The 26206-nt window shown below is 68.7% G+C and carries 22 protein-coding genes and 3 pseudogenes; 17 read left to right on the forward strand and 8 right to left on the reverse strand.

The window, feature by feature from the left end:
* Positions 1-5: 5 nt before the first annotated feature.
* The 3 genes and pseudogenes from AB0Q90_RS31845 to AB0Q90_RS31855 all read left to right on the forward strand — a co-directional run.
* Positions 6-4763: pseudogene (locus AB0Q90_RS31845) on the forward strand (polymorphic toxin-type HINT domain-containing protein); the annotation flags it as partial.
* Between the two features lie 33 nt (positions 4764-4796).
* Positions 4797-5096 (forward strand): annotated as a pseudogene (locus AB0Q90_RS31850) (hypothetical protein); the annotation flags it as partial.
* Positions 5097-5108: 12 nt separating this feature from the next.
* Entirely contained in the window at positions 5109-5747 is a 639-nt protein-coding gene (locus tag AB0Q90_RS31855) for a hypothetical protein (RefSeq protein WP_363163749.1), read from the forward strand.
* 283 nt (positions 5748-6030) lie between these two features.
* On the opposite strand, the gene AB0Q90_RS31860 is transcribed toward AB0Q90_RS31855, so the two are convergent.
* Both AB0Q90_RS31860 and AB0Q90_RS31865 read right to left on the reverse strand, forming a co-directional pair.
* Entirely contained in the window at positions 6031-6234 is a 204-nt protein-coding gene (locus AB0Q90_RS31860) for a DUF397 domain-containing protein (protein ID WP_363163748.1), read from the reverse strand.
* Positions 6235-6244: 10 nt separating this feature from the next.
* Positions 6245-7096, reverse strand: a complete 852-nt coding sequence (locus tag AB0Q90_RS31865) for a helix-turn-helix transcriptional regulator (protein WP_363163747.1) — start codon at positions 7094-7096, stop codon at positions 6245-6247.
* A gap of 227 nt (positions 7097-7323) precedes the next feature.
* Between AB0Q90_RS31865 and AB0Q90_RS31870 the strand changes: the two genes are divergently transcribed.
* On the forward strand, positions 7324-7788 hold the full coding sequence (locus AB0Q90_RS31870; RefSeq protein ID WP_363163746.1) for an ATP-binding protein: 465 nt from the start codon (positions 7324-7326) through the stop codon (positions 7786-7788).
* A gap of 38 nt (positions 7789-7826) precedes the next feature.
* Here AB0Q90_RS31870 and AB0Q90_RS31875 read toward each other — a convergent pair whose 3' ends face one another.
* The 3 genes and pseudogenes from AB0Q90_RS31875 to AB0Q90_RS31885 all read right to left on the reverse strand — a co-directional run.
* Positions 7827-8246 (reverse strand): PIN domain-containing protein, encoded by a 420-nt coding sequence (locus AB0Q90_RS31875; protein WP_363163745.1) that lies wholly within the window; start codon positions 8244-8246, stop codon positions 7827-7829.
* Positions 8243-8464 (reverse strand): type II toxin-antitoxin system VapB family antitoxin, encoded by a 222-nt coding sequence (locus AB0Q90_RS31880; protein ID WP_363163744.1) that lies wholly within the window; start codon positions 8462-8464, stop codon positions 8243-8245. Before AB0Q90_RS31880 ends, AB0Q90_RS31875 begins: the two co-directional genes overlap by 4 nt.
* A gap of 324 nt (positions 8465-8788) precedes the next feature.
* A pseudogene (locus AB0Q90_RS31885) lies at positions 8789-8917 on the reverse strand (IS630 family transposase); the annotation flags it as partial.
* Positions 8918-9202: 285 nt separating this feature from the next.
* On the opposite strand from AB0Q90_RS31885, the gene AB0Q90_RS31890 reads away from it, so the two are divergent.
* From AB0Q90_RS31890 to AB0Q90_RS31910, 5 genes are all read left to right on the forward strand, one after another.
* Positions 9203-10699 carry an ATP-binding protein gene (locus AB0Q90_RS31890; protein WP_363163743.1) on the forward strand — a complete coding sequence of 499 codons (1497 nt, stop codon included), beginning with the start codon at positions 9203-9205 and terminating at the stop codon, positions 10697-10699.
* 103 nt (positions 10700-10802) lie between these two features.
* Complete coding sequence (locus tag AB0Q90_RS31895) at positions 10803-11402, forward strand: hypothetical protein (protein WP_363163742.1); 600 nt, start codon at positions 10803-10805, stop codon at positions 11400-11402.
* The gene (locus AB0Q90_RS31900; protein ID WP_363163741.1) at positions 11399-11707 is read left to right on the forward strand and encodes a hypothetical protein; all 309 of its coding nucleotides are present in this window, start codon (positions 11399-11401) and stop codon (positions 11705-11707) included. Before AB0Q90_RS31895 ends, AB0Q90_RS31900 begins: the two co-directional genes overlap by 4 nt.
* A complete protein-coding gene (locus AB0Q90_RS31905; RefSeq protein ID WP_363163740.1) occupies positions 11704-13095 on the forward strand; it encodes a hypothetical protein in 1392 nt (463 codons plus the stop codon). Before AB0Q90_RS31900 ends, AB0Q90_RS31905 begins: the two co-directional genes overlap by 4 nt.
* An 8-nt stretch (positions 13096-13103) precedes the next feature.
* Entirely contained in the window at positions 13104-13682 is a 579-nt protein-coding gene (locus AB0Q90_RS31910) for a hypothetical protein (RefSeq protein WP_363163739.1), read from the forward strand.
* On the opposite strand, the gene AB0Q90_RS31915 is transcribed toward AB0Q90_RS31910, so the two are convergent.
* Positions 13665-14174: a hypothetical protein gene (locus AB0Q90_RS31915; RefSeq protein WP_363163738.1), complete on the reverse strand. Its 510-nt coding sequence runs from the start codon at positions 14172-14174 to the stop codon at positions 13665-13667. The two genes, AB0Q90_RS31910 and AB0Q90_RS31915, sit on opposite strands and share 18 nt — an antisense overlap.
* A gap of 80 nt (positions 14175-14254) precedes the next feature.
* Positions 14255-14905 (reverse strand): hypothetical protein, encoded by a 651-nt coding sequence (locus AB0Q90_RS31920; protein WP_363163737.1) that lies wholly within the window; start codon positions 14903-14905, stop codon positions 14255-14257.
* Positions 14906-14972: 67 nt separating this feature from the next.
* Here AB0Q90_RS31920 and AB0Q90_RS31925 point away from each other — a divergent pair, with 67 nt between their 5' ends.
* The 3 genes from AB0Q90_RS31925 to AB0Q90_RS31935 all read left to right on the forward strand — a co-directional run bounded on the left by AB0Q90_RS31925 (position 14973) and on the right by AB0Q90_RS31935 (position 18735).
* Entirely contained in the window at positions 14973-15896 is a 924-nt protein-coding gene (locus AB0Q90_RS31925) for a hypothetical protein (RefSeq protein ID WP_363163736.1), read from the forward strand.
* Positions 15897-16074: 178 nt separating this feature from the next.
* Positions 16075-17457 carry a nitrate/nitrite transporter gene (locus tag AB0Q90_RS31930; protein WP_363163735.1) on the forward strand — a complete coding sequence of 461 codons (1383 nt, stop codon included), beginning with the start codon at positions 16075-16077 and terminating at the stop codon, positions 17455-17457.
* 120 nt (positions 17458-17577) lie between these two features.
* Positions 17578-18735 carry a uroporphyrinogen-III synthase gene (locus AB0Q90_RS31935; RefSeq protein WP_363163734.1) on the forward strand — a complete coding sequence of 386 codons (1158 nt, stop codon included), beginning with the start codon at positions 17578-17580 and terminating at the stop codon, positions 18733-18735.
* A 34-nt stretch (positions 18736-18769) separates the two neighbouring features.
* Here the strand turns inward: AB0Q90_RS31935 and AB0Q90_RS31940 are convergent, their stop codons facing one another.
* The gene (locus tag AB0Q90_RS31940) at positions 18770-19291 is read right to left on the reverse strand and encodes an anthrone oxygenase family protein (RefSeq protein WP_363163733.1); all 522 of its coding nucleotides are present in this window, start codon (positions 19289-19291) and stop codon (positions 18770-18772) included.
* Between the two features lie 171 nt (positions 19292-19462).
* Between AB0Q90_RS31940 and AB0Q90_RS31945 the strand changes: the two genes are divergently transcribed.
* From AB0Q90_RS31945 to AB0Q90_RS31965, 5 genes are all read left to right on the forward strand, one after another.
* Positions 19463-20089 carry a CGNR zinc finger domain-containing protein gene (locus AB0Q90_RS31945; protein ID WP_363163732.1) on the forward strand — a complete coding sequence of 209 codons (627 nt, stop codon included), beginning with the start codon at positions 19463-19465 and terminating at the stop codon, positions 20087-20089.
* A 279-nt stretch (positions 20090-20368) separates the two neighbouring features.
* On the forward strand, positions 20369-20953 hold the full coding sequence (locus AB0Q90_RS31950) for a sigma-70 family RNA polymerase sigma factor (RefSeq protein WP_186287205.1): 585 nt from the start codon (positions 20369-20371) through the stop codon (positions 20951-20953).
* Between the two features lie 50 nt (positions 20954-21003).
* The gene (locus AB0Q90_RS31955) at positions 21004-21777 is read left to right on the forward strand and encodes a zf-HC2 domain-containing protein (protein WP_363163731.1); all 774 of its coding nucleotides are present in this window, start codon (positions 21004-21006) and stop codon (positions 21775-21777) included.
* Positions 21778-21883: 106 nt separating this feature from the next.
* Positions 21884-24181 carry a UvrD-helicase domain-containing protein gene (locus AB0Q90_RS31960; RefSeq protein ID WP_363163730.1) on the forward strand — a complete coding sequence of 766 codons (2298 nt, stop codon included), beginning with the start codon at positions 21884-21886 and terminating at the stop codon, positions 24179-24181.
* 349 nt (positions 24182-24530) lie between these two features.
* Positions 24531-25946, forward strand: coding sequence for an NAD-dependent malic enzyme (locus AB0Q90_RS31965; RefSeq protein WP_363163729.1), 1416 nt, complete (start codon positions 24531-24533; stop codon positions 25944-25946).
* Positions 25947-26206 lie beyond the last annotated feature (260 nt).

Raw genomic sequence — 26206 nt, forward strand, 5'->3', positions numbered from 1 at the left:
GGGCCCTCCAGTCGGCGCACGGCGTCAGCTTCTCCGCGTACACGGTCGGTTCCACCTCACCGCTGAGCAACCGCCTCATGGACCGCCAACTGCCCAACCTCGTCCCCAGAAGCTTGGGCGATCAACGCCCCGGCTTCACCCGTCCCCGTATCGGCACCGTTTCCACGGAGTACGGCGGCGACATCGAGGTCGAGTACAAGGGCGGCTGCGCGATCGAACCGGCGGAGGACAAGGGCAAGAGCAACGGCACCTGCTATCCGGTCCGCTGGTCGCCCGACGGGGAGGAGAGAACGCCCAAGAAGGCCTGGTTCAACAAGTACGTCGTCGACTCCGTGACCGAGACCGACAAGGTCACGTCGCACGGGGTTCCTGTCATCAGCAAGTACAAGTACGAAGGCCCGGCCTGGTCGAAGAGCGACGACGAGTTCACCCGCCCGGTACTGCGTACTTACAGCGACTGGAGAGGATACCGGCAGGTCTCGGTCCGCAAGGGTGCAAAGACAGTCCCCCAACCGGGCGAGGCAAACGGACAGTCCCTCACCGTCACCCGCTACTTCCAGGGCGTGGGCGGCGAGGTGAAGGACTCCACCGACGCGTACACCCTCCTCGCTGACGACGCACCGCAGTTCGCGGGCATGACCGCGGAAACCATCACCTACGCCGACTCCTTGGGCAAGGTTCAGAAGCGCAACCTGACCTTCCCCTACTCCAAGCAAATCGCCTCCCGCGCCCGGGAGAACGAGGACGGGACGGCCGGCGAGCCGCTGCTCGCCCACCGCGTCGGAGTCAAGCGCACGGACGAGATCCAGACGGTGGACACGAGTTGGCGCGCCGTACGCACCACCACGACGGTCGACGACACGTTCGGCCTGCCGCTCCAGGTGGAGACGGCCGTAGTCAAGCCCAACGGCACAAGCGAGACGCTCTCCGACCGGATGTGCACCACCACGTCGTACGTGCACAACACCTCATTCCCACGGCTGATCGGCATGATCCAGCAGGAGCGCACCACCGGCACCAGCTGCGCCACCGAGGCCACCGCCGACCCGGCCACGCAGCTCAAGTCGTCGGTGAAGAACACCTACGACGACCTGGCCCACGGCGCGACCCCGACCAAGGGCCTCGTCACTTCGCGCGCCGAGATCGACGGCACCGGCACCGCGCACTCCCATGTCATCGGCACCACCTACGACCCGCTCGGCCGGGTGCGCACTGTCACGGCCCCCGGGGCAGGCACCACCGAGACGCAGTACACCCCCGGTGATGCGGGCGGCCCGGTCACCGAGGTCAAGTCGATCAATGCCAAGGGCCACACCACCAAGACGACGTTCGATCCCGGCCGCGGCCTGCCGCTGACCGTCACCGACCCCAACAGCCGGCTCACGCGCAACGAGTACGACGCGCTCGGCCGCCTGGTGAAGGGCTGGACCCCGTCACGCGCGTCCTCCTTCAGGTCGCCGACCGTGCAGATCTCCTACCAGCCGGCAGTGGCCACGCCCACGAAGAACAGCCCCGCCTCGGTCACGGTCCAGACACTCAAGGACGACGGCACCTACTCCAGCGCGGTGACCCTCTACGACGGCCTCCAGCGCGAGGTCCAGAGCCAGACCGAGGCGCACGGCCCCGGCCGGATCATCGTCGACACCAAGTACAACGACCACGGCATGGTCGACGAGAAGACCGGCGGCTACCTGGCCAAGGGCGACCCGGACACCGACCTGTTCACACCCAGGTCGGAGTCCCTGATACCCACCAACACCAAGTACCGCTACGACGGCATGGAGCGCGAGTACCGCGCCTCGGTCTACCACAGCGGCAACTACAAGTACGCCTCGTACACGTCCTACAGCGACACCAGCACGTACGTGGACCCACCCGGTTCCACGGCCCCCCGGACGCGCACGTACCACGACGCCCTGGGCCGCGTCACCTCCGTCAAGCACTACAGCAGGATGAGCGGAGACGTCGGCCGCACCACGTCCTACGAGTACGACGCCCGCGGCTACCGCACCAAGGTCACCGACCCCGCGGGCAACGCCTGGACCTACGTCTACGACGCCCGCGGCCGCGTGACCTCCTCCACGGACCCCGACACCGGCACGACGACCACCGGATACGACGCGGCCGACCGCCCCAACCACACCAAGGACGCGCTCCAGCAGGAGACGTTCACCGAGTACGACGTGCTCGGCCGGGCCCGGTTCGTGCGGCAGGGTTCGGCGAGCGCGTCCCCGGTCAAGGAGTACACCTACGACGAGGTGTCGGGCGGCCTCGGCCAGCCGACCGCCTCGATCCGCCACACAGCGGACGGCGACTACACCAACCGCGTCACCGGTTACGACGCCGAATACCACGTCACCGGCAGCGAGATCAGCATCCCGGAGAACTCGAAGACGACGGGCCTGTCCGGCACGTACGCCTACAGCTACAGGTACACGCCCACCGGCAACCCGCAGTCGGTCACGCTGCCCGCAAAGGGCGGCCTGGCCACCGAGAAGGTCGTGACCCGCTACAACAGCGACGGCCTCCCGGAGTCGACCTCGGGGCTGACCTGGTACACGTCGGACGCGACGTACTCGCCCTACGGCGAGGCCCTGCGCACGGTGTCCGGCGCACAGCCGTACCGCGTATGGACGACGAACTTCGTTGACCCCCACACCGGCCGACTCCAGCGCACGCTGACCGACCGGGAGACCGCGGGCCCGCACCGCATCGCGGACGGCTACTACTCCTACGACGCATCCGGCACGATCACGTCGAACGCCCGCGAGTTGACGGACGCGGCCGGGACGACGTGGGACACCCAGTGCTTCACCTACGACGTGATGGGCGAGCTGACCCACGCCTGGACGTCGAACATCACGCCGGCCGGTGGTGGCACGGGCTGCAAGTCGGCGAACGGCACGACGTGGGGCTACCGCACCGACTACGCGAATTCGACGGGCCCGGTGGCCGACGCCCCGGACGAGTCCACGGACGGGACGAGCCCCGACACCTCCCTGGCTGCGTCGCTCTCGGCGGCTGCGCCGGACACCGCCACCGTGTCGACAGGCGCCACCGCCTACCGCCAGTCGTTCACCTTCGACTGGATCGGCAACCGAGCCACGATGACCGAGCACGACACGGCGGACGCGACGAAGAACGTCACGTACACGTACGGCTACGGCAAGACGGTCGCGGGCAACGGCACGACCCCGTCGTACAAGACCCAGCCGCACACGATGACATGGATCAGCTCCTCGCCGTCCGGCAAGGGCAGCGCCTACACGTACGACGCGACGGGCAACACGACGGCCCGGGATCTGTACAACACAACGCAGGACCTGGCCTGGACCCCCGAGAACAAGCTCGACTCGATCACCAACGACGGCACAAAGACGACATACGTCTACGACGCCGACGGCAACCGCATCCTGGAGAACTCCCCGTCCGGCTCGACCCTCTACCTGGGCGAGACGGAACTGACGACAAACGCGTCGGGCAGCATCACCAAGGCCTCCCGCACCTACACCCAGGCCGGCGCCCCCGCGGTCACCCGCACGACAACCAACGCCTCAACGACAGGCCACAAACTCAACGTCCTGCTCGCCGACCACCTGGGCACGGCGAACACGACGGTGGAACTGTCCTCAGGCCAGCCGGTAACCCGCCGAGCCTTCAAGCCGTACGGCGAGACCCGCGGCACGAAGCCGACGAGTTGGCCGAACAAGCGGAGCTATCTGGGTGCGGGCATCGACGATGCGAGCACTGGCCTGACGCACATTGGCGCCCGCGAGTACGACCAGAGTTCCGGCCGTTTCCTCTCCGCCGACCCGATCATCGATGTCGCCGACCCGCTCCAGATGAACGGGTACAGCTACGCGAGGAACAGCCCGATCAGCACCAGCGATCCGGACGGCCTGAGGCCGATCACGCTGTGCGAAATGGGCTGTTCCAGCAACGAGGGCGACGACAGCTACCAGGACCATTTGACCTCGAACGGTGACGGCACCTGGTCGTACCACTACGAGAACACCCACTACGTCTACAACAGCGAAGGCGACGTACACAGCGCCGTCAAGACGGGCAGCGACCTGCCTCTCGGCAAGAAGATCGTGTACAAGCCCTACAACCTGACGGCTCAGAAGACGGTCATCAAGATCACCGTCTCCCTCATCTTCCCCGACCCCTCGGACTGGATGAGCTGCCTTTCCGGCGACAGCGCAAAGAGCTGCGGCGTTGCGGCAACGGACCTTCCTCTCCTGAAAGCCCTGAAGCTGGTTCCCGATTCGGTGATCAAGAAGGGGACCAAGGCAGTCGAGGACTGGCTGGCGAAGGGCAAGACATGCACCAAGTGCTTCCTCGCCGGCACCGACGTGCTGATGGCCGACGGCAAGACCAAGGACATCGAGGACATCAAGGTCGGCGACGAAGTCCTCGCCACAGACCCGGTAACAGGTGAGACGGGTCCTCGAAAGGTCACTCATCTCATCGTCACCGAGGACGACAAGCACTTCAACGAGCTGTCCATCGCTACTGAGGACGGCATCGAGAAGCTCACGGCGACACATGACCACCCGTTCTGGTCACCGTCGGAGCGGGACTGGATCCCGGCGCGGAATCTCGAACCGGGCATGAGCCTCCTGACCGACGAGGGCGACACAGTCATCGTCACCGGGAACCGGGCCTTCGGGAGGCATGCAGTTACGTACAACCTCACGGTTGACGACCTGCATACGTACTATGTGCTTGCGGGCGAGACGCCGGTACTCGTTCATAATGCGCGTTCGTGTACGAGTGGAAATAACTCCGCAGCTGCGCTGGGGCGTAAGGCGCACCAGGATTTCAGTGACGTGATGGATAGTCGATCTCAGCTCGGCTATGAGGGCGAGTTCACTCTGCCTAGCGGCCTCCGGCCGGACGGCGGCTACACTAACCCCGCCACAGGTGTTCGAGTGCCCATTGAGCTGAAGCCAGATAGCCGCCGTCAGATTGCGCGCGGGCGCAAGGAGCTTGGAGTGTATGAGCGGGAGATGGGGGTTCGGGCTGGATCTGGCCAGCTATGGGTTTATCGTGTCGGAAAGAGCGGCACGATTTCGTACCAGAGAATTCAGTAGGATGGCCGTTCGATGAATGAAGAGTTCAAACAGCTCGTCTCGCAAGTTTCTGATCCCTTGAAGCGCGACCACGGATTTAGCGGCAAGGGCAGAACAGTGATCCGCGAAGATCATCTTCTTCGGGCGGTGGCATTCCATCCCGAGAAGACTGCAGCTAGAGGGAAGTATCGATTCGATGTCACGCTGAGCCTGGGGCTGCCAGGGCTAAGTTCAGTGGCGGCGGCACGCAGAGAATGGGTCGTTTCAGCATCTCTCGGCAAGCTGTATCGCCTCAGATATCCCGGAAAGGGGCGATTCGAATTGGCGGGAGATGAATCCGACATTGAGGTTGAGCGTGCCGTGACCTCACTTCTTTCTGATGTCTGCTCAGAATTTTTGTTGTCAGTCCCAGGTCCGGAAGAACTCCTCGAACTTCTACGGGATAAGGGCGAATTTAAGCGATTGGACCTTTGGCCCTGGAATGAATTGCCGAGGTTGGAGTTGGCGAGCGTCTATTGCGCCTATTTGGGGCGCGAAGAGCAGGCGAATCAGCTGATGGAAGAGGCGATTCAATGTGCCCTTGACGGGGGTATGGACTATGCCGTGGGGCGAGTGCGCGCCAACGTGGAACACGCGTTGACTGCTCGCCGGGCCAGCGGGGGCACCCAATAGATTCGCTGAAGAGGTCTTGCTGACGCTCCCGTCAAGCGTCCCGGATGCATCACCTGACGGCAGTTTCACGCGTCCAAGATCCCAGATTCCGTTGTGGGTGGTTCGGAGGACGCAAGCCTTGCGGGGGCCATGGTGAAAGTGGGGATGAGGTTGGTCGGGTTGATCGTCCGTACTGTGCGAGGGTGAACGTGTGTCGCTGTGCTGCCGCATAGTGCTATCAGTCCGTCTGTGCCGTTCGTGCGAGCGGCCTGCGTACGTCCAGCTTGGTGGGCGACCGCTGTTTCTACGGGGAGGTACAGGAAGGCTGAGAGGCAAGAGAGGTCATGTGTGAAATGAAGTGCATCCAGGCGGATGGTGGGAATGCGAGACGGGGACCGTCGTCAGTCTTTGAGTCGCGGATTCGGATAGCGGTGGGGGCAGCGGCTATCTCAACGCAGTTGGAGGCATCGGAGCTGTAGCTTGACTTCTTCCACTGCTGGTTAGGCATGCGCGTCCTCTCAGGTGTTCCGGGCGATTTGGCGGATCAGGTCGCGGGATGCTGCGGACTTGAGGGCGTTCGACTCCATGCGATCCAGTACCGAGCGGTACTTGGTCAACTGGGCCTCAGAATCGAGAAATTCGCAGCCATGATGGGTGTCCAGCTGAACAGTGTCGAGCTGAGGGACCGGCCCCACCAGGTAGTCGATGGATTGTCCCGTGCCGGGAAACGACCCCTTGCCGAAGGGGATGATCCGCACGGTGATGTGGTCCAGATCGCTCATGTCCAGCAGGTACTGGAGTTGGGCTCGGGCGATCGCCGAGCCGCCGTATCCCATGTGGAGGGCGGACTCATGGATCACGGCCGTGTACGGGGGCGGATCCGCTCGATGGAGGATGGCCTGTCGTTTCATGCGGTGAGTCACGCGGTGTTCGATCTCGTACTGCCTTAGCGGTGGTACCGCCTCGCAGAAGAGGGCGCGTGCGTGGGCCGTGGTCTGTAGCAGAGCAGGGATGTGGACGACCAGCGCCACCCGCACGGCGGCCGCGTGGTGCTCCAATTCGGCGAGGTCGATGAGGCCCACGGGCAGGTGCTCGCTGTACTCCTCCCACCAGCCGCGCGAGCGTCGACCGGTCATCGCTGCCAGGGCATCGACGAGTTGTTCGTCCGGGCAAGCGTACGCGTGTGCCATGGAGCGGATCCGCTCGGCGCTGATGGGGGTGCGACCGGTCTCGATCATGCTGATCCGCGCCTGGTTGACGCCGAGCAGCTCGCCGGCGCCCGTGGCCGTGAGTCCTGCCCGCTCGCGAAGTTTGCGCAGCTCGGCGCCCAACCTCCGCCGCCGCAGCGTCGGACTGTTGGTGGGCGGCACTGTGTGTCCTTCCCGGCCGCGATGCGGCGCCTCTGTCCCTCACACGAGCGAAGCCTTGATGTATTTGGCTCGTTTAGTTGGATGTATATAACCAGTCGGCCTGCGGTAGTTGTGAACGGCCCAACTGTCCGCGCCGATAAGCCGGAAGCGCACCGACCCAGGCACTGCCACCGCCCGGCGCAGCTGTGAGCGATTCGTTCAAGTCTCCTTCTCTCCGGAGGTGTTCGATGGTCACCGTAGCCCTGCCCGACACCTGGGTGTACGCCCTCCGCCTGCCCCATGACCCGCGCGCCGCACGTGTCGCACGTATGACCGTGCGGGCCGCGCTCTACGGGCACGGAATGCATGAAGTCGTCGATGCCGTCGAGCTGTTGACGTCCGAGTTGGTCACCAACGCCTATCTGCACACCCGAGGGCCTGCCTCGCTGCGGCTGACCGCGTTGGGTGACGGGCGGTTGCGGGTGGGGGTGTGGGACAGCCATCCCCACGTTCCCCCTCCCTTCGAGCACGCGCCCGAGAGTTGGGTCTCGCCCGCTCCTCCCGGTGCCGGCCACGGGCGTGGCCTGTACCTGGTGCAGGAGTGCGCGGACTCCTGGGGCGGGTGGCCCCTTGGTGACGACATCCTTGGTCGAGGTGCAGGGAAGCTGCTGTGGTTCGAGGTGAGGGGTGGGGCAGGGTCAGTGGCCGCGTGATTCAGGAAAGCCGCATGTGTGCGCGACGGTCCAAGCTTCTAGAGGCCCGGGACGTTGCGCACGTTCCGCTCGTTGACGTCGGGCAGGAAGCGGGCCGCGGTGGCGAAATCTGCGTCGTCGTGGAGGACGATCAACCCATGGTGCGCGGCAGTGGCACAGATCATCAGGTCGAGTGGTCCGGCGGCGCCAAGGGCTCCCTTCTGGGAGAGCGTGTACTGGGCTGCGTCGACCCAGTCCCACAACCTCTTCGGCAGTGGCACGTCGGGGTAGAGGTCGGTGAACATCTCACCCATGGCCTCGTACTCGGCCGTGTTGCGTGCTGAGCGCCGGAACTCAGCTCGCTGGGGCGCGCATGACCCGATCGCCCGGAGGGTGGTGGTCTCCAGCCACGCATCCCTCAGCTGCTCCTCGCGCAGGAGGCGCCACAGACCCGAGGAGTCGAGGAGATAGTGGATCACGCGCCACCTTGCTTGTCCTCGGCACGGCGTCGCTGCCAGCCCTCGTAGTCCCACTGCTGGGCGGTACGGAAGTGCTTGGCCACGAGCGCGGCCCGTTCATGGCGTTCGGCGTACTCGCGGAGGGCGGCATTGACCACGTCTTTCTTGGTGCCGCCGCCGGCGACGCGCATGGCCTTCTCCAGGGCGTCGTCATCTAGATCGATCGTCGTTACGCTCATACTGGACTCCTTTATTCAAGGGCAATGTTTAGTGTATATACACGGCGGGTGGGGGGCAGGCCGTTGTGACCCAAGATCCCCCCAACCCCGGCGTGAGCATCCTCCGGACTCCTGTCGGGAACCCCCTGGTCCGTGAGCGCACCGAAAGCGAGCGGGCACGGGAACGCTGAGGGTGCTGAGCCTGCATGGACTCTCCCTTTTCAGTGGGGTCCGAGAGGGTAACGGCGCCCACCGCCTCACGGATCCAGCAGCTCCTCCAGCGCCCGCTCATACGCGCGGAACCCCGCCCTCCCACGCTCCGGCGCCCCGGAATCCGGCCGCAGACCGGGAGCGTTCACCGCTCTTGTAGCAGGCCAGCGCGGCGATCGAGATCCGGCGCCGGGAGCGGCCGCGGACCCGGATCACCGGGGTGTGTCCGCGGCGGGCCCAGGTGCGTGCCACAGGCGGCGTCATCGAGAAAGCCGGACTCGTCTTCGAAGACGATCCACGCCCCGAGCGCCGCCGCGGTGCTTCCACCTGCGGCCAGGTCTCCAGCGCCTATCTGCACACCCGAGGACCTGCCTCGCTGTGCCTGACCACGTTGGGTGACGGGCGGTTGCGGGTGGTGGTGTGGGACAGCCATCCGCAGCGATCACGGAGAGGAGTGGATCGACCGCGATTGAATAGATAGCCGAGTGCGAATTAGGCTAAGTGTGGTCCGGCTAGGTTCCCCGCCCGCAGGTCAGGAGACCACACCTCATGCCCCTCCCCACCCCCCTCCCCAAACCCCCCGCCGTCTTCGGCCGCGCCCACGAGTGGGACGATCTCGCCGGGTTCTGTACCGATTCCGCGCCCGGTCTGCGTATTGGTGTCGTGCGAGGGCGCCGGCGGCATGGCAAGTCCTTTCTGCTGGAGCATCTCTGCCGTGCTGTCGACGGTGTGTACACGCTCGCCCTGCAGCAGAGCCGCGCCATGGCGCTGGACCGCTTCTCGGACGGCCTGGCTCGGGCGACCGGGATCAGAGTCGGACACTTCACCTCGTGGGTGGAGGCGCTCGACGCCGCTGCGGATGTCCTTACAAGCCGCCAGGGCCAGATGCCGCCCCCGCTCCTCGTCCTCGACGAGTTTCCCTACCTCGTGACCCACTCCCCGGAGCTGCCGTCAGTCCTCCAGGCCCTCTACGACCAGCGGGGTCCGTCCTCCGGCGGGCCGCCCCTGCGGATCGTCCTCTGCGGCTCCGCGCTGTCGACCATGTCGACCCTTCTCGCGGGCGACCAGGCGCTGCGCGGACGCGCTGTGATCGACATGCGGATCGGGCCCTTCGGGTTCCGCGACGCGGCCGAGTACTGGGGCGCGGCCGATGCCGACACGGCCTTCCTCGTGGATGCGGTTCTCGGCGGGGCGCCCGGTTACCGGGACGTCGTGGGGGCTTCGCCCGAGCCCGGCGAGGAGGGCTTCTACGCCTGGCTGGCGCGCAGCGTCTTCAACCCGTCCCACATTCTGTTCACCGAACCCGAGTACTTGCTGGCGGAGGATCCGCGGATCAGCGACCGAGCCACCTACCACGCCATCTGGGAGGCTGTCGCGTCCGGAGCGGCCACGCCCACGCAGATCGGCGGGCTGGTGGGGATGGACGCCAAGTCGCTGACGTATCACCTCAACATCATGAAGGCCGCCGGCTTCATCCGGTACGAGCAGGATCTGCTGCTCCAGCGCAAGCCCGTCATCACTGTGGCCGACCCCGTCGTGCGCTTCCACGACCTGATCGTGCGGCCGAACCTCGTCGACTTCGAGCTCCGTGAGGGGCGCGCCGCGTGGGAGAGGTCCCGGGAGACCTTCTCCTCCAAGGTCCTCGGGCCGCACTTCGAGTACCTGGCTCGCCAGTGGACACTCCGGCACGGGCGGGAGCGTGGCCTCGGTGACATCGGGCAGGTCGGGACCACCACCGTCGCCTGCCGCGAGCACCGCGGGCACGAGATCGACGTCGTCGCGCTCAGCCGTACCTCCCGTCCGCGCGACAAGAGCGCCCGTATCGCCCTCCTCGGCGAGGCCAAGGCGACCAACAAGCCCAGAACGGCTGCCGACCTGCGCCGGCTTGAGCATGTTCGGGACCTGCTGTGCGCCCAGGGCTGGGATGCCGAGAGTGCCGTACTCGCGGTGTATGCGCGCAGCGAATCCGCTGCTGACCTCGTGGCGGCGGATGCGGCGGGGCGGGCGCTGCTTGTGGGGATGCGGGACCTGTACGGCCGCGAATGACGGGTGCCTGGTGCAGGCGGGGTCCGCTTCCTGAGCGGCCGGGCACCCGCTACCGTAACGCTGCCTCCCCCCGACCGATGCAATCGCGCCACCAGGAGCCCCCATGAACGACAGGCGTGCGCCCGTCTTCGGGCTGATCACGCCCGAGGACTGGTACCGGATTCCGCTTCAGCCGCGGGAGCGGCTTGAGGCGTCCGTCGGGGCGCTGATCAAGCGGCAGTTCGCGGGGGTCGACGATCAGCCCGTGCTGCGGCGGAAGGCTGAGGAGCAGTTGCTCGGGGCCGCCGAGGCGGGCGTCGAGCAGGGCGGCGTAGTGCTCTATCTGTCCTTCCTGGAGGCCGGGGGGATTCCGCTCTCCGCCTCTCTGCTCGTCTGCCGGCTGTTCGAGAAGTTCGACAGTCTTGACGCTGTCGCGGCGCTTGCCGGGTCCGGGGATGTCGAGCCCGTGAAGCTGCCCGCCGCCGGGCCCGCCGCCCGTCTGGTCCGGCGCGAGCGCGGCAAGCAGTCCCGGAAGTTGGGAACCGAGTTCGACGACACGATCGTGGAGTACTTCGTGCCGGTTCCGGATCGGGACGAGGTGCTGCTGCTCACGTTCAGTACCCCACTGGAGCCCATCGCCGACGCCATGGTCGGGCTCTTCGACGCCGTGGCCGGAACCCTTCGCTGGCATCAGCCCGAGGAACCAGAGGAGATACAGGCGTGAGCAAGAAGCTCAAGGTCTCCACCGACGATCTGCACACCGCCGGCACCGGCCTGCGCACCGTGGCCACCGAGCTCGAAGGGCTCGACAAACTCATGGACGACTACGACCGCCGTACCGTCGGCCATCAGCTGCTGCACGAGCGGCTCCAGGAGTTCTCCGACGGCTGGGACGACAACCGCAAGAAGATGATCGAGGAGATCAAGGGCCTCGGCACGCTCGCCCAGGAGGCGGGCAAGGCGTACACCGAGCTCGACACCGCCCTGTACGACGCCCTCACCGGAAAGAACAAGGGGAAGAAGTCGTGACTCGGCCTGCCGATCACCGGTGGGAGGTCCTCGGGGAGAGCGGCGACCCCGTTCCCGGTGACGTCCACGACATGAAGGCGCTCTCGCGCCGGTTCGCCGCGACGGCGAAGACCATCACCGACACCGCTGACGCACTGCGGCGGATCGGGAACCTGGAGAGCTGGGACTCCGAGGCGGGCCGCGCCTTCGCCGAGAAGGCGAACGAGACCGCGAAGACGGTGAGCAAGGCCCATGGCCGGTACGCCGATTCCGGCGCCGCACTCAAGGAGTACTGCACCGAGCTGGAGTCCGTGCAGGGCGAGGCCGACAAGCTCCTCACCCAGGCCGAGACGAAGGCGGGCGACCTCGGCACGGCCAAGTCCCGTGCGCAGAACCCGCCCAAGGGCACCGACGACGCCGGGCAGAAGAAGCTCGACAAGGCGGCCTCCGACATCCAGGACGACCTCGACGGCCTGCGCGAACAGCTCTCCAAGCTCAAGACCCGGCACAAGGAGGCGGGCGACAAGGCCGCCAAGAAGATCCACGACACGACCGAGGGCGACGGGCTCAACGACTCGTGGCTGGACGATCTACGGGACACCCTCAAGATCGTCAGCGATATCGCGGGGGCCATCGCGGCCGTCTGCGGACTGCTCGCCCTGGTCGTCGGCTGGATTCCCATCATCGGCCAGGCCCTCGCCGGTGTGCTCGGCACCATCGCCCTCGTCATGACGGCGATCTCGCTCGTCTGCCACGTACTGCTCGCCATCAACGGCGACGGCTCCTGGGGCGACGTGGCGATGGACGTCCTCGGCCTCGCCACCTTCGGCATCGGGCGGGTCTTCTCGGCCGGCGCCAAGATGGCCGCCACCGTCGGGCGCAGCCGGGTCTGGACCGCGGCCACGCAGTACGTCCGTGGCTGGAATCCGAACATGGCCTCCAACGCGCGGCGCGCACTCGTGGAGTCCATGGTCGGCGCGCGCGCCGGCGCGACCCCCGGAGCCGCCCTGCCCGACGTCTCCCTCGCGGCCGCCTTCCGCGGACTGCCTCGTTCCTTCGCCGACGACCTCGGCACCATCCGCGGCAACTGGCGGGACCTGTTCAAGGTCGGCGACAACTTCTCCGCGGCCCGCGACGCCTACAACACCGCCGGTGTGCGCGGCCTGGCCAGCATGTACGCGGGGCCGGGCATGGTCGACGAGCTCTCCCGCATCAAGAACATCGACCCCGCCGACCTGGCCTTCATCGGCACGCCGGACGCCTTCAAGCAGGCCATCGCCTACAACTCGCTGGGCCTCGGCGGCACCGCGACCGGCGCCGGCTCCGACACCAAGAGCTTCGTCGGTCTCTTCGGCGGCGATCCCGAGATCGACGTCACCGGGTCCGACGCCTCGCTGGCTGGAGTGTGAGCACGAACATGACGTCCACGACGGACTGGCGCGAGTGCCGCGTCGAGCTGCCCGCCGCGCACAACTGGCTGGTGCTGGACCTGCGGAACGAGGACCCCGAGGCGTGGGCACTGGCCGTCGCCGAACAGCACACCGGGGACGAGCTGCGTACGGCCTTCGCGACCGACCTCCTCTGGTACTGGGGCGCTGCCGTACGCCAGGGCGCGCTGTGCGCCGCGGTCCTGGCCCCGTGGAGCGGCCCGATCGTCGCCAGTTACACGGTCCGCGAGCTGAGGGTTCCGCCGGAGTCCCGGAACCTGGCCGCGTTCCGCGCCGAGGCGGAGCGGGCGGAGGGGCCTTACTTCGGCGGCGGCCAGGGCCTGTCGGAGGTCGAGCTGCCTCTCGGCCCGGCGCTGCGCGTCCACCGCCAGGAGCCCACGGCCCCGGACAGCGACAGCGGCGTGGTGGTGGAGGGCGTCGCCCACTACGTACTGCCGACCCTGTACCCCACGGCACTGGAGTGCCGCCTGCTGTGGACCTCGCTCGGTCTCGGCGAGGAGCTGGTGAGGATGGCCGACGAGCTGGCGGACTCAGTCCGTCTTGCGTGAGCCGGGCACGACACCGGCCAGCCCGAGCTTCTCCCAGGGCACCATCGCCAGCGGCGCCCAGCTGAAGCCGACGGCGAAGACGGCGACGGTGGTGGTGAGGTCCCGAGGGAGGAACAGGCCCAGCTGGGCCACGACGACGGCCACGGCCAGCATCCAGACGCCGAAGACCAGCACGGCGAGGAGCTTGCGCAGGCCCTCGGCGGGCCCGACCCGCGGGGTGTCCTCGCTGCCCCGCACCATCCCGAAGAGCACGATCGGCACCATCAGCCCGGTGATCCCGCCGAGCCCGATGCACCCCACTGCCACGGCGTGCTCTCCGTCGTCCGGGACGACGGCGGACAGCGGTGACATGAGGAGGGCCGCGGCGCCGAACGCGCCGAGCACCGTCGTCGCCAGCACGACGATCGCGCCCGCCCCGAAGGCGATGTTTCCGGCCAGGGAACGCGGAGGGCGCTGCGCCTTCGTACGTTCGGGCGTGGACTCGGCGGACATGGACTCTCCCCTTCCTATGGGGTCCGCTAGAGGATAACGGCGCCCGCAGCCCACGCGGGAAGCCCCGTGCCCCCGCCGCTTCACGGATCGAGCAGTTCCTCCAGAGCCCGCTCGTACGCCCGGAACCCCGCCTTCCCCTGCTCCGGCGCGCCTGAGTCCGGCCGCAGATGGGGGACCAGGCAGCGCACCCGCCAGCCGCGGAAGGCGGTCGCCGGGGTGCAGCGGCCCGTGCCGTCCGCCAGGGCCGCGGCCAGGGCCAGGATCTCGGAGATCGTCCGCGCGCCCGACCGTGCCTCCGTCCCCGCCACCAGCGCCGCCGCGATCAGCGCGTCCAGGAATTCCGCGAGCTGGAGATCCGCACCCGTACGGCACATGCGCCGCACCGCGGCCGGTTCCTCCAGGTGGGGCGACACCCCCTCCACCCCGCCCGACCAGAGGAGCAGGAAGATCGCCGTCAGTTCGTGCTCGCGCAGATAGCCCAGCTCGTCCGCGACCTCCAGAAACGCCGGCCCGAAGCCGCACACCTCGTGGATGCCGGCCAGCAGGCGGTCCAGTTCGCTGCGGTGATGGGAGAGGAAGGTGCCGAGCGAGGCGTCGGGCAGCCGCCAGGTTCCGGTGGCCGTCACCGCGCCGATCTCCAGCAGCCCGCCGAGCGGGGCGATGACGGAACGTGCGACCACGTGTTCCGGTACGGGGTACCGCTCCCCGCCCACCGAGGTTCCCTCTGTCATGTCCCCATGGAACACTGACGGGCGTTGCGCAAGTGAACGGGGTTGCCCGGATGGGGAGTAGGTGCTGATGAGCAAGCGGCAGGTGCAGAAGATGCTGGGGCTGATGGCGAGTGGTGAGCCCGTTGAGCTCACGAGCGCCATGGCCTCTGTGAAGAAGCTCGCCCGGCTCGCCTTCATCGCCCAGCAGTTCGGGTACGAGTACATGGACGTACGGCAGAGCGGCAGCCGCAACAACGCGCTCGTCATGCTGATCGTGCCCGACCCGAGCCCGCAGGCGCGCGCCCGTGCCGCCCAGAACTGGGCGCAGTACCCGAACGCCGGTGACGGGGTCTCCGTACCGCCGCTCGTCCCCGACGCCTTCGAGCTCCTCAAGGCCCGCATCAACTTCGACCTCACCGGCAAGCAGGCCGAGAAGCGGATGTGGTGGGGCGCGGGCGGTATCACCCTCGGGTTCGTGATCGCCGTCGCGCAGGCCGGCGGGGACGCCGACGCGGTCTTCTACGGCGGTCTCGGCTGGGCCGGGCTCCTCGCCCTGCTTGCGATCGGGCTCGTCGTGACGCGGAAGAGGAACGCCAAGTTCGCGGCTCGGCTCCAGGCCGCCGGGTTCCACCCGGTCACGGACGAGAGCGGACGGCTGCGGTATCTGCCGCCGGGGGCTCAGATGCTGGGGCAGGCGAATCCGTTCGCGGCGGCGGGTCCGTACGGCAACGTTCCGGCCGCGGGTCCGTACGGCACCCCCAGCCCCTACGGCGCTCCCCAGCAGCCGTACGCGCCGCAACAACAGCAGCCGTACGCACCGCAACAGCAGCAGCCGTACGCGGCACCGCAACAGCAGCAGCCGTACGCGGCGCCGCAACAGCAGCAGCCGTACCCCCCGCAGCAGCAGCCGTACCCCCCGCAGCAGCAGCCCTACCCGCCGCAGTCCTACCCCCAGCAGAACCCGCAGCCGAACCCCCAGCAGAACCCCCACTGGCAGCCCCCGCAGCACTGACCCACGCCCTGCCCCGCCCGCCTGCGTCTCGGGAACCTCTCATCCCACCTCCTCACGAGGTGAGAGCAAAGTTCCTTTCCGGTCACTCGCTGCCACAGGGCGGAAACGCGCTCTCCCTACCTTCGGGACTCATACCGCTCACCGAACCACCCGAGCCCCGGAGCACCGTGGAGGCGTCATGACAGCCCCTAGCACAGCCCCCGCCGCGAGCAGGGGAGGCCGTTGGATCGATCACTGGGATCCTGAGGACGAGACCTTCTGGAACGAGAAGGGCGAGAAGATCGCCCGGCGGAACCTGTTCTTCTCCGTCCTCTCCGAGCACATCGGCTTCTCGATCTGGACGCTGTGGTCCGTGATGGTGCTCTTCATGGGGCCGGAGTACGGGCTCACCCCCGCGGACAAGTTCTTCCTCGTCTCGATGGCGACGCTGGTCGGCGCCGTCGTCCGGGTGCCGTACACCTTCGCCGTCGCGATCTTCGGCGGGCGGAACTGGACGATCGTCTCGGCGGCCATGCTGCTCCTGCCGACGATCGCCGCGTTCATCGTGATGGAGCCGGGCACGTCCTACACGACGTTCCTGCTGTGCGCGATGCTCGCCGGTGTCGGTGGCGGAAACTTCGCCTCCAGCATGACCAACATCAACGCCTTCTTCCCCCTCCGTAAGAAGGGGTGGGCCCTTGGTCTGAACGCCGGCGGCGGCAACATCGGTGTGCCCGTGGTCCAGCTCGTCGGCCTCGCGGTCATCGGCGCCAGCGGCGGCCCGCGCGTGCTGCTCGGCATCTACATCCCGCTGATCCTGGTCGCCGCCGTCCTCGCCGCGATCTACATGGACAACATCTCGTCCGTGAAGAACGACACCGGCGCCGCCTGGGACGCGGTCAAGGAGGGGCACACCTGGATCATGTCCTTCCTCTACATCGGGACGTTCGGGTCGTTCATCGGCTACAGCTTCGCCTTCGGTCTCGTGCTCCAGACGCAGTTCGGCCGTACGCCGCTCCAGGCCGCCTACGTCACCTTCATCGGCCCGCTGCTCGGCTCGCTGATCCGTCCCGTGGGCGGCTGGCTCGCCGACAAGTACGGCGGCGCGAAGATCACGCTGTGGAACTTCGTGGGCATGGCGGCCGCGACCGCGGTGATCGTCGTCGCGTCGATGCAGGAGTCGCTGCCGATGTTCACCACGGCCTTCATCGCCCTGTTCGTGCTGACCGGCCTGGGCAACGGCTCCACGTACAAGATGATCCCGGGCATCTTCCAGGCCAAGGCCCTCGCCAAGGGGCTCGTCGGTGAGGAGGCCGCCGCGTACGGCCGCCGGCTCTCCGGCGCCTCCATGGGCCTGATCGGTGCGGTGGGCGCGCTCGGCGGACTCGGCATCAACCTCGCCTTCCGCCAGTCCTTCCTCTCGGTGGGCTCCGGCACCGGCGCCTTCGTCGGCTTCCTCGCCTTCTACGGCGTGTGCTTCGTGGTCACCTGGGCCGTATACCTTCGCCGCCCGGCCGCCGCGAAGGCGCAGGCCGCGGCGACCACCGAGGCGAAGCCGCAGCTCAGCTACGCCGAGGTGTGACGTAACACCAGCGACATGAAGCCGAACCGAGCCTGTCACGCAGCGTTGACAGGCTCGTTCGGCATGCGGGTCACACGACCTTCATATGGTGCAAACGACTCGAAGTGCGGGACGAGAGTTATGTACGACGAACAGCAGAAACCCGACCACGCGCACGGCCGCCTCGCCGGATTCACGGTGGGCGTGACCGCCGCCCGCCGGGCCGACGAGCTGGGGGCGCTGCTCCAGCGGCGCGGTGCCGCCGTCCTGCACGCGCCTGCCCTGCGCATCGTGCCGCTCGCCGACGACGGCGAGCTGCTCGCCGCCACCAAGGAGATCGTCGACCAGGTGCCGGACGTGGTGGTCGCGACGACCGCGATCGGCTTCCGGGGCTGGGTCGAGGCCGCCGACGGCTGGGGGCTCGGCGAGGACCTGCTCGACCGGCTGCGGGGCGTCGAGCTGCTGGCGCGCGGGCCCAAGGTCAAGGGCGCGATCCGGGCCGCCGGGCTGACGGAGGAGTGGTCGCCGTCGTCCGAGTCCATGGCCGAGGTGCTCGACCGGCTGCTGGAGGAGGGCGTCGACGGCCGTCGTATCGCCGTCCAGTTGCACGGCGAGCCGCTGCCGGGCTTTGTGGAGGCACTGCGGGCGGGTGGCGCCGAGGTCGTCGGGGTGCCGGTCTACCGGTGGATGCCGCCGGAGGACATCAGCCCGGTCGACCGGCTGCTGGACGCCACCGTCTCGCGCGGACTGGACGCTCTTACGTTCACCAGCGCGCCGGCCGCGGCGTCGCTGCTGTCGCGGGCCGAGGAGCGGGGGCTGCTGCCGGAGCTGCTCGACGCGCTCAACCACGATGTGCTGCCGGCGTGCGTCGGTCCCGTGACGGCGCTGCCGCTCCAGGCGCGGGGCGTGGACACGGTGCAGCCCGAACGCTTCCGGCTCGGCCCGCTCGTCCAGCTCCTCTGCCAGGAACTGCCCGGTCGGGCACGGTCGTTGCCGATCGCGGGGCACCGGGTGGAGATACGGGGGCACGCGGTCCTGGTGGACGGGGCGCTACGGCCGGTTCCGCCGGCCGGGATGTCCCTGCTGCGGGCGCTGTCCCGGCGGCCGGGGTGGGTGGTTGCGCGGGCGGAGCTGTTGCGGGCGTTGCCTGGCGCCGGCCGCGACGAGCATGCGGTGGAGACGGCGATGGCCCGTCTGCGTACGGCTCTGGGGACGCCGAAGTTGATCCAGACCGTGGTCAAGCGGGGGTACCGGCTGGCGTTGGACCCTGCGGCGGATGCGAAGTACGCGGACGCGTAGGGGTTGCCGTGGGGGTGGGTCGCGCGGCCCGGCGCTATCGGGTGCCGTCCGCGCCCACCCGTGCCGCCCCAGCGGGACTGCCCGCGGACCAACGGGAAGAGCGGCTGCCCACCGCTAGACACCCCAGCCCCACCGTCACCAGCACCCCCCTCACCACATTCCAAGCCACCCAAACCCCCTCGAACTCCTCCCGCAGTACCGCCGGATCGCCCGCGCGCATCAGGTCGTCGTTGAGCGGGATGTTCACCACCACCGTCACCAGCAACGCCAGTACGTTCGCGGCCGCGGCCGCCCACAACCAGCGCCGCCCGGAAGCCCCCCGCAACTGCCACGCCGCCACCCCCGTCAGCACCGGCGCCCCGAGGAAGCTCGCGAGGAAGACCGGGTTCTGGATCACGTCGTTGATGTTGCGCATGACCTCGACGTACGTGGCGTCGTCGCTGCGGGCCAGCCCCGGCATCACCGCGCACGCGAAGACGTAGAAGGAGCCGGCGAGCAGGCCGGTCGTCACCGTGGCCGCCGTGAGAAGCGTGGTCTTCGTCGTTGTCCGTGTCATGTGTCCAGTCAAGGTCCCGGCGGGCCGCCGGAACATGGCCCACGCGCGCGTCCGCATACGCGCGCGTCCACGGCGGTACGAGGGGTTCCGGGCGGGAAAGCGGGCAGGCACTGTTAGAGGGAACGGTTCGTCCGGGACGACCCGGGGTGACCCCTAGGCGGTGACAGGCACATGGCACTGGGTACGGCCACGGTCTCGTACGAGCTGCGCTTCGACGCCGGACGGATCTGTCTGGACCTCCTCGCGACGACCCACCCCATGGAACGGCTGGACTCGGTCGAGGTGCTGTGCGCCTGGATCACCGGGTCCGGTCTCGTCCCGCCGGGGACCGTGCTCACGCACGCCGACGCCTCCTGGCTGGTGGACTTCCGGGAACTGCGCGGCCGGGTGGGCCAGTTGGTGCGCGGCTCGCTCCTCGCCGAGGCCCGCTCCCGTTCGTCGTACGACCCGTCATACGGCCCCTCGTACGACCTCGCCCTCGCCGGTGTCAACGACACCGCCCGCGCCGCACCGCCCGCCCCGCGCGCGGTCCGTGCCCAGGACGGCGCGCTGGTCAGGGAGTTGGAGCGGCCGCCGGAGCGGGCGGCGCTGCTCGGGGCGGTCGCCCGGGACACCGTGGAGCTGCTCACCGATCCCGTCGCGCGGGCCGGGCTGCGGCAGTGCGAGGGCGACAACTGCCCGATCGTGTACCTGGACACCTCGCGGGGGCGCAGAAGGCGTTGGTGCTCCAGTGAGGTCTGCGGGAATCGGGAGAGAGTGGCCCGGCACCGCCGTCGCGCGGCGCTGGCGCGTGCCTGAGAGAGATCGCCGCGGACCTGAGGGTCCGTTATGTGCCTTCTGTGACACGGCTGTCGAAGTGATTTCGATTACACGACGTTTACCTTGCCCGCGGCCGGGACCGCCGACTCAATCCCGTCGCTGTGGCGGAAATGTAAAGACAAAGAGGGGGGAATGTGTGCCCATGTCCCCCTCGTCATGTCACCCCGGAGAAAACTGTCACCTCACTTTGAACACGCAACGGACGCCTTGCGTACCGGTGGTTGAGCGACCGACTGGGGGAACCCCCGGACACCGGAGGTGGGCGTGCGCAAGGATGCGGCCGTGGCCAAGGAACGTGGATCGAGGGCCCGACATCGCATGTCCCAGCCCTCGGTGGAACCTGACGAGGAGCTGATGCGTGCTCTGTACAGAGAGCACGCCGGACCCCTGCTCGCGTACGTACTGCGGCTGGTCGCCGGTGACCGGCAGCGCGCCGAGGACGTCGTGCAGGAGACGCTCATCCGTGCCTGGAAGAACGCCGGTCAGCTCAATCGAGCGACCGGTTCGGTACGCCCCTGGCTGGTGACGGTCGCGCGCCGCATCGTCATCGACGGCCACCGCAGCCGGCAGGCCCGGCCGCAGGAGGTCGATCCGTCGCCGCTGGAGGTCATCCCCGCGGAGGACGAGATCGACAAGGCGCTGTGGTTGATGACGCTGTCGGACGCGCTCGACGACCTGACCCCCGCCCACCGGGAGGTGCTCGTCGAGACGTACTTCAAGGGGCGTACCGTCAATGAGGCTGCTGAGACGCTGGGCATACCCAGTGGCACCGTGCGCTCGCGGGTGTTCTACGCCCTGCGGTCGATGAAGCTGGCCCTGGAGGAGCGGGGGGTGACGGCGTGATGAACACATACGGGGGATACGGAGCAGGGGGTCCGGGTATGTCTGGCCCCATGCAGGGATCTTCGGGCGGCTCCGGCGCGAACGAGCACGAGACCGTCGGCGCCTACGCCCTCGGGATTCTCGACGACGCCGAGGCAACCGCTTTCGAGGCGCACCTCGCGACCTGCGAGTGGTGCGCCCAGCAGCTCGACGAACTCGCCGGGATGGAGCCGATGCTGGCCGCCCTCGCGGACCTGCCGGGCTCCGGCACGCCCGCCATCGGCGAGTCGCTGTCGGCGAAGCCGAGCCCGCGCCTGGTGAACAACCTCGTCGACGAGATCGCCGAGCGCCGCGCGGTCACCCGCCGCCGCAGCTTCTACATGGTGGCCGCCGCGGCCGCACTGATCATCGGCGGCCCGGTCGCGGCGATCGCGACCACCGGCGACGACGGGGGTACGTCGAACGAGGCGTCCCACGAGACCAGCCCGGCCAAGGCCGCCTTCGACGTCATGACGGACCGGGTCTCCGGCCGGGACGCCAGCACCAAGGTCTCCGCGACGGTGGCCATGGAACCGAAGGCCTGGGGCACCCACGCGGTGCTGGAGCTGAAGAACGTCACCGGCCCGGAGAAGTGCTCCCTGATCGCCGTAGGGAAGAACGGCGAGCGCGAGACGATCACCTCCTGGTCCGTGCCGAACTGGGGCTACGGCATCCCGAACGCCAAGACGGAACAGGCCCGGAATCCGCTGTACGTGCACGGCGGAGCCGCCTTCACGCCCGACGAGATCGACCACTTCGAGGTCATGACCTTCGAGGGCGAGCGGCTCGTGGAGGTGGACGCGTGACGACCGCCACCCGGGACGCGTGAATCCGCTCATGGCGGACGCATAGCTTCCCGGGGCCCCCTTCGCGTACGGTTGACGGCTGCCCAGCACGTCAGAAGGGGGCCCGGTGGCCGCTCAGGCTCAGCAGGAAACCGCGGTCGGCTCGGTCCCGGACTCGGTCCGGGACCGTGAGATCAGCGTCGAACAGGAACACCTGGACCGGGTGTACCACCGCCTTGAGGAGAAGATCCACGAGGCGGAGTTCCTCATGCACGACGCGGCCAAGCGCGGCCAGGTCGGCACGCCCGGCGCGCTCGCCGAGCGGGACGCGCAGGTCTTCCGGGCGGGCGTCCACCTGAACCGGCTGAACAACGAGTACGAGGACTTCCTCTTCGGCCGGATCGACCTCCTCCTCGGCAAGGACGGCAAGAAGGGCCCCGACGGCGCCTACACCGCCGTAGAGCCTGCCGAGGGCGCCGTGCGGTCCGACAACACCGCCGACATCGCCGAGACCCTGCACATCGGGCGGATCGGGGTCCTCGACCACGACTACGCGCCGCTGGTCATCGACTGGCGGGCGCCGGCCGCCGCCCCCTTCTACCGCTCCACCCCCGTCGACCCCGGCCGGGTCGTGCGGCGCCGCGTCATCCGCTCCAAGGGCCGCCGCGTCCTCGGCGTCGAGGACGACCTGATGCGCCCCGAGCTCAAGGCCTCCCTCGACGGCCGGGAGCTGCCCGTCATCGGCGACGGCGCCCTGATGGCCGCCCTCGGCCAGGCGCGCACGCACACCATGCGGGACATCGTCGCCTCCATCCAGGCCGAGCAGGACCTCGTCATCCGCGCCCCCGCCGCCTCCGTGACCTACGTCGAGGGCGGCCCCGGCACCGGCAAGACGGCTGTCGCCCTGCACCGCGCCGCCTACCTCCTCTACCAGGACCGGCGCCGGTACGCGGGCGGCATCCTGATCGTCTCGCCGACCCCGCTGCTGGTGGCCTACACCGAGGGCGTGCTGCCCTCGCTCGGCGAGGAGGGCCAGGTCGCCATCCGCGCGATCGGCTCGCTCGTCGACGGCGCCGAGGCCACGCTGTACGACTCCCCGTCCACGGCCCGCGCCAAGGGCTCGTACCGCATGCTCAAGGTGTTGCGGAAGGCCGCCCGCGGAGCCCTGGAGCTGAACGATTCGCCGACCCGCCTCAGGGTGGTCGCCTTCGGCCGCAGGCTGGAGCTGGAGGCCGACCGGCTGGCGGGGATCCGGCGCAACGCCCTCGGCGGCACCGCGCCCGTCAACCTGCTGCGCCCGCGCGCCCGCAAGCTGCTCCTGGACGCCCTGTGGGCGCAGTCCGGGGCCGCAGCCCGGCACACCGACCCCGAGCTCGCCGCCGAGCTGCGCTCCTCCTTCGACGAGGACGTCACCAGCGAGGACTCCTTCATCGAGTTCCTCGACGCCTGGTGGCCGGAGCTGACCCCGAAGGCCGTGCTGGCGGCCATGGCCGACGAGAGGCGGCTCGGCCGCTGGGCCCGGCGCATCCTCAACCCCGGCGAGGTCCGGCGCGTGGCCCGGTCCCTGCGGCGCGAGGGCCTGTCCGTGCACGACATCGCCGTGCTCGACGAGCTCCAGGCGATCCTCGGTGTCCCGGCCCGCCCGAAGAAGCGGCGCGAGCTGGACCCGCTCGACCAGCTCACCGGCCTGGAGGAGCTGATGCCGGTGCGTGAGGAGACCCAGCGCGAACGCGCCGAGCGCCTCGCGCAGGAGCGCGTTGAGTACGCCCATGTCATCGTCGACGAGGCCCAGGACCTCACGCCCATGCAGTGGCGCATGGTCGGCCGCCGCGGCCGGCACGCCACCTGGACGGTCGTCGGCGACCCGGCCCAGTCCTCCTGGTCCGACCCGGACGAGGCCGCCGAGGCCCGCGACGAGGCCCTCGGCACCCGCCCGCGCCGCCGCTTCGAGCTCACCGTGAACTACCGCAACCCCGCCGAGATCGCCGAGCTGGCCGCGAAGGTGCTCGCGCTCGCCATGCCGGGCTCCGCGTCACCCTCCGCGGTCCGCTCCACGGGCGTCCGGCCGCGGTTCGCCGTCGTCCGGGACTCCCTGGCCCACACCGTCCGCGAGGAGGCAGCCCGGCTGCTCGACCGGGTCGACGGCACGGTCGGCGTGGTCGTCGCCATGCAGCGCCGCGAGGAGGCGGCCCGCTGGCTCGCCGGACTCGGCGACCGGGTGGTGGCCCTCGGCAGCCTGGAGGCCAAGGGCCTGGAGTACGACGCGACGGTCGTCGTGTCGCCCGCGGAGATCGCCGACGAGTCACCGGCCGGCCTGCGCGTGCTCTACGTCGCCCTCACCCGCGCCACCCAGCAGCTCACCGTCGTGTCGGGGGAGCGGGACGAGCCGGACGCGACCGGGGTTCCGGACCTTCTCAGGGACTGACTCCCGGGACGGGAATGGGCTTGCGGGATCCGTTTGTTAGCCTGGGTGTGACACCGGCCCGATCCAAGCCCCCGGGCCCAACCTTCGTCGCTACGAGCGACCACTTGCCGCGAGGCGAGCATGGCGGGTCGGTGTCACTGAACGAAGAAGAGGCCCACGTCACCCAGTGTGACGTGGGCCTCTTTCTTTGCCCGATCAACTCTCGTATGGTGGAAGTCGGTTTCCGAAAATCGCGCCGACCCGTGAACAAAAAGAGCGCAATCCAGGGCGGCTACCACGTACTCAGTGGTAGGTGCGACGATCGGACGGCATACCTGGTGTCACACGGTGAAAGCAGAGGAAGTCGGCCATGGCAACGGCGCCCAGCGTCTCCTACTCGATGACGGTCCGGCTGGAGGTGCCCGCGAGCGGAACCGCGGTCTCGCAGCTCACCGGGGCCGTCGAGTCCCACGGAGGCTCGGTGACCGGCCTCGACGTGACCGCCTCCGGCCACGAGAAGCTCCGCATCGACGTCACCATCGCCGCGACCTCCACGGCCCACGCCGACGAGATCGTCGAGCAGCTGCGCGGCATCGAGGGCGTCACGCTCGGCAAGGTCTCCGACCGTACGTTCCTGATGCACCTCGGCGGCAAGATCGAGATGGCGTCGAAGCACCCCATCCGCAACCGTGACGACCTCTCCATGATCTATACGCCGGGTGTGGCCCGCGTCTGCATGGCGATCGCCGAGAACCCCGAGGACGCCCGCCGCCTCACCATCAAGCGCAACTCCGTTGCGGTCGTGACCGACGGCTCCGCCGTGCTCGGCCTCGGCAACATCGGCCCCAAGGCCGCGCTGCCGGTGATGGAGGGCAAGGCCGCGCTGTTCAAGCGGTTCGCCGGGATCGACGCCTGGCCGATCTGCCTGGACACCCAGGACACCGACGCGATCGTCGAGATCGTCAAGGCGATCGCCCCGGGCTTCGCCGGCATCAACCTGGAGGACATCTCCGCCCCCCGCTGCTTCGAGATCGAGGCCCGGCTGCGCGAGGCCCTCGACATCCCCGTCTTCCACGACGACCAGCACGGCACCGCCATCGTTGTCCTCGCCGCCCTCACCAACGCCCTGCGTGTGGCCGGCAAGGCCATCGAGAACATCCGCGTCGTCATGTCCGGCGCCGGCGCGGCCGGTACGGCCATTCTCAAGCTGCTGATCGCCGCCGGTGTGAAGAACGCCGTCGTCGCCGACATCCACGGCGTCGTGCACGCCGGCCGCGAGGACCTGGTCAACGCCGCCGCCGACTCGCCGCTGCGCTGGATCGCCGACAACACCAACCCCGAGGGCCTGACGGGCACGCTGAAGGAGGCCGTGCGCGGCGCGGACGTCTTCATCGGCGTCTCCGCCCCGAACGTGCTGGACGGCGACGACGTGGCCGCCATGGCCGAGGACGCGATCGTCTTCGCGCTCGCGAACCCGGACCCCGAGGTGGACCCGGCAATCGCCCGCCAGACGGCGGCGGTTGTGGCCACCGGCCGCTCCGACTTCCCCAACCAGATCAACAACGTGCTGGTCTTCCCGGGTGTCTTCCGCGGTCTGCTGGACGCGCAGTCCCGCACGGTCAACACCGAGATGATGCTCGCGGCCGCGAAGGCGCTGGCGGACGTGGTGACCGAGGACGAGCTGAACCCGAACTACATCATCCCGAGCGTCTTCAACGACAAGGTCGCGGGCGCGGTCGCCGGGGCGGTGCGGGAGGCGGCCAAGGCCGCGGGCGCCTCGGCCTGACGTCGGGACCATGTCGTACTGTGCGAGGGCTGTGAGGATCGCCTCATGGCCCGCGCACCGGCGCGTCGTGGAACCACAGGCCTGTGGCCGCCCGTTAGGTTGGCGGGACGCCCTGCGGGCACGCGCGGGCCTTTCGTGTGACTCCCTAGGGTGTTCTCACGACTCCGACGGGTGCCGGATTGGCTTTCCCGCCGCAGGTAGGGGCAGGATGCGTCCCTGGGCGCGAGCGCATCGGCTTCACAGCGCCTAACATGCGGCTC

The organism is Streptomyces sp. NPDC079141, assembly GCF_040686775.1.
Classification (GTDB): Bacteria; Actinomycetota; Actinomycetes; order Streptomycetales; family Streptomycetaceae; genus Streptomyces.

What these genes read in the sequence shown, in the direction of transcription:
- AB0Q90_RS31855 (WP_363163749.1), top strand. Translation starts at nt 5,109, where the DNA reads ATGAATGAAGAGTTCAAACAGCTCGTCTCGCAAGTTTCTGATCCCTTG.
- AB0Q90_RS31860 (WP_363163748.1), bottom strand. Translation starts at nt 6,234, where the DNA reads ATGCCTAACCAGCAGTGGAAGAAGTCAAGCTACAGCTCCGATGCCTCC.
- AB0Q90_RS31870 (WP_363163746.1), top strand. Translation starts at nt 7,324, where the DNA reads ATGGTCACCGTAGCCCTGCCCGACACCTGGGTGTACGCCCTCCGCCTG.
- AB0Q90_RS31880 (WP_363163744.1), bottom strand. Translation starts at nt 8,464, where the DNA reads ATGAGCGTAACGACGATCGATCTAGATGACGACGCCCTGGAGAAGGCC.
- AB0Q90_RS31890 (WP_363163743.1), top strand. Translation starts at nt 9,203, where the DNA reads ATGCCCCTCCCCACCCCCCTCCCCAAACCCCCCGCCGTCTTCGGCCGC.
- AB0Q90_RS31895 (WP_363163742.1), top strand. Translation starts at nt 10,803, where the DNA reads ATGAACGACAGGCGTGCGCCCGTCTTCGGGCTGATCACGCCCGAGGAC.
- AB0Q90_RS31910 (WP_363163739.1), top strand. Translation starts at nt 13,104, where the DNA reads ATGACGTCCACGACGGACTGGCGCGAGTGCCGCGTCGAGCTGCCCGCC.
- AB0Q90_RS31915 (WP_363163738.1), bottom strand. Translation starts at nt 14,174, where the DNA reads ATGTCCGCCGAGTCCACGCCCGAACGTACGAAGGCGCAGCGCCCTCCG.
- AB0Q90_RS31920 (WP_363163737.1), bottom strand. Translation starts at nt 14,905, where the DNA reads ATGACAGAGGGAACCTCGGTGGGCGGGGAGCGGTACCCCGTACCGGAA.
- AB0Q90_RS31925 (WP_363163736.1), top strand. Translation starts at nt 14,973, where the DNA reads ATGAGCAAGCGGCAGGTGCAGAAGATGCTGGGGCTGATGGCGAGTGGT.
- AB0Q90_RS31930 (WP_363163735.1), top strand. Translation starts at nt 16,075, where the DNA reads ATGACAGCCCCTAGCACAGCCCCCGCCGCGAGCAGGGGAGGCCGTTGG.
- AB0Q90_RS31935 (WP_363163734.1), top strand. Translation starts at nt 17,578, where the DNA reads ATGTACGACGAACAGCAGAAACCCGACCACGCGCACGGCCGCCTCGCC.
- AB0Q90_RS31940 (WP_363163733.1), bottom strand. Translation starts at nt 19,291, where the DNA reads ATGACACGGACAACGACGAAGACCACGCTTCTCACGGCGGCCACGGTG.
- AB0Q90_RS31945 (WP_363163732.1), top strand. Translation starts at nt 19,463, where the DNA reads ATGGCACTGGGTACGGCCACGGTCTCGTACGAGCTGCGCTTCGACGCC.
- AB0Q90_RS31955 (WP_363163731.1), top strand. Translation starts at nt 21,004, where the DNA reads ATGCAGGGATCTTCGGGCGGCTCCGGCGCGAACGAGCACGAGACCGTC.
- AB0Q90_RS31965 (WP_363163729.1), top strand. Translation starts at nt 24,531, where the DNA reads ATGGCAACGGCGCCCAGCGTCTCCTACTCGATGACGGTCCGGCTGGAG.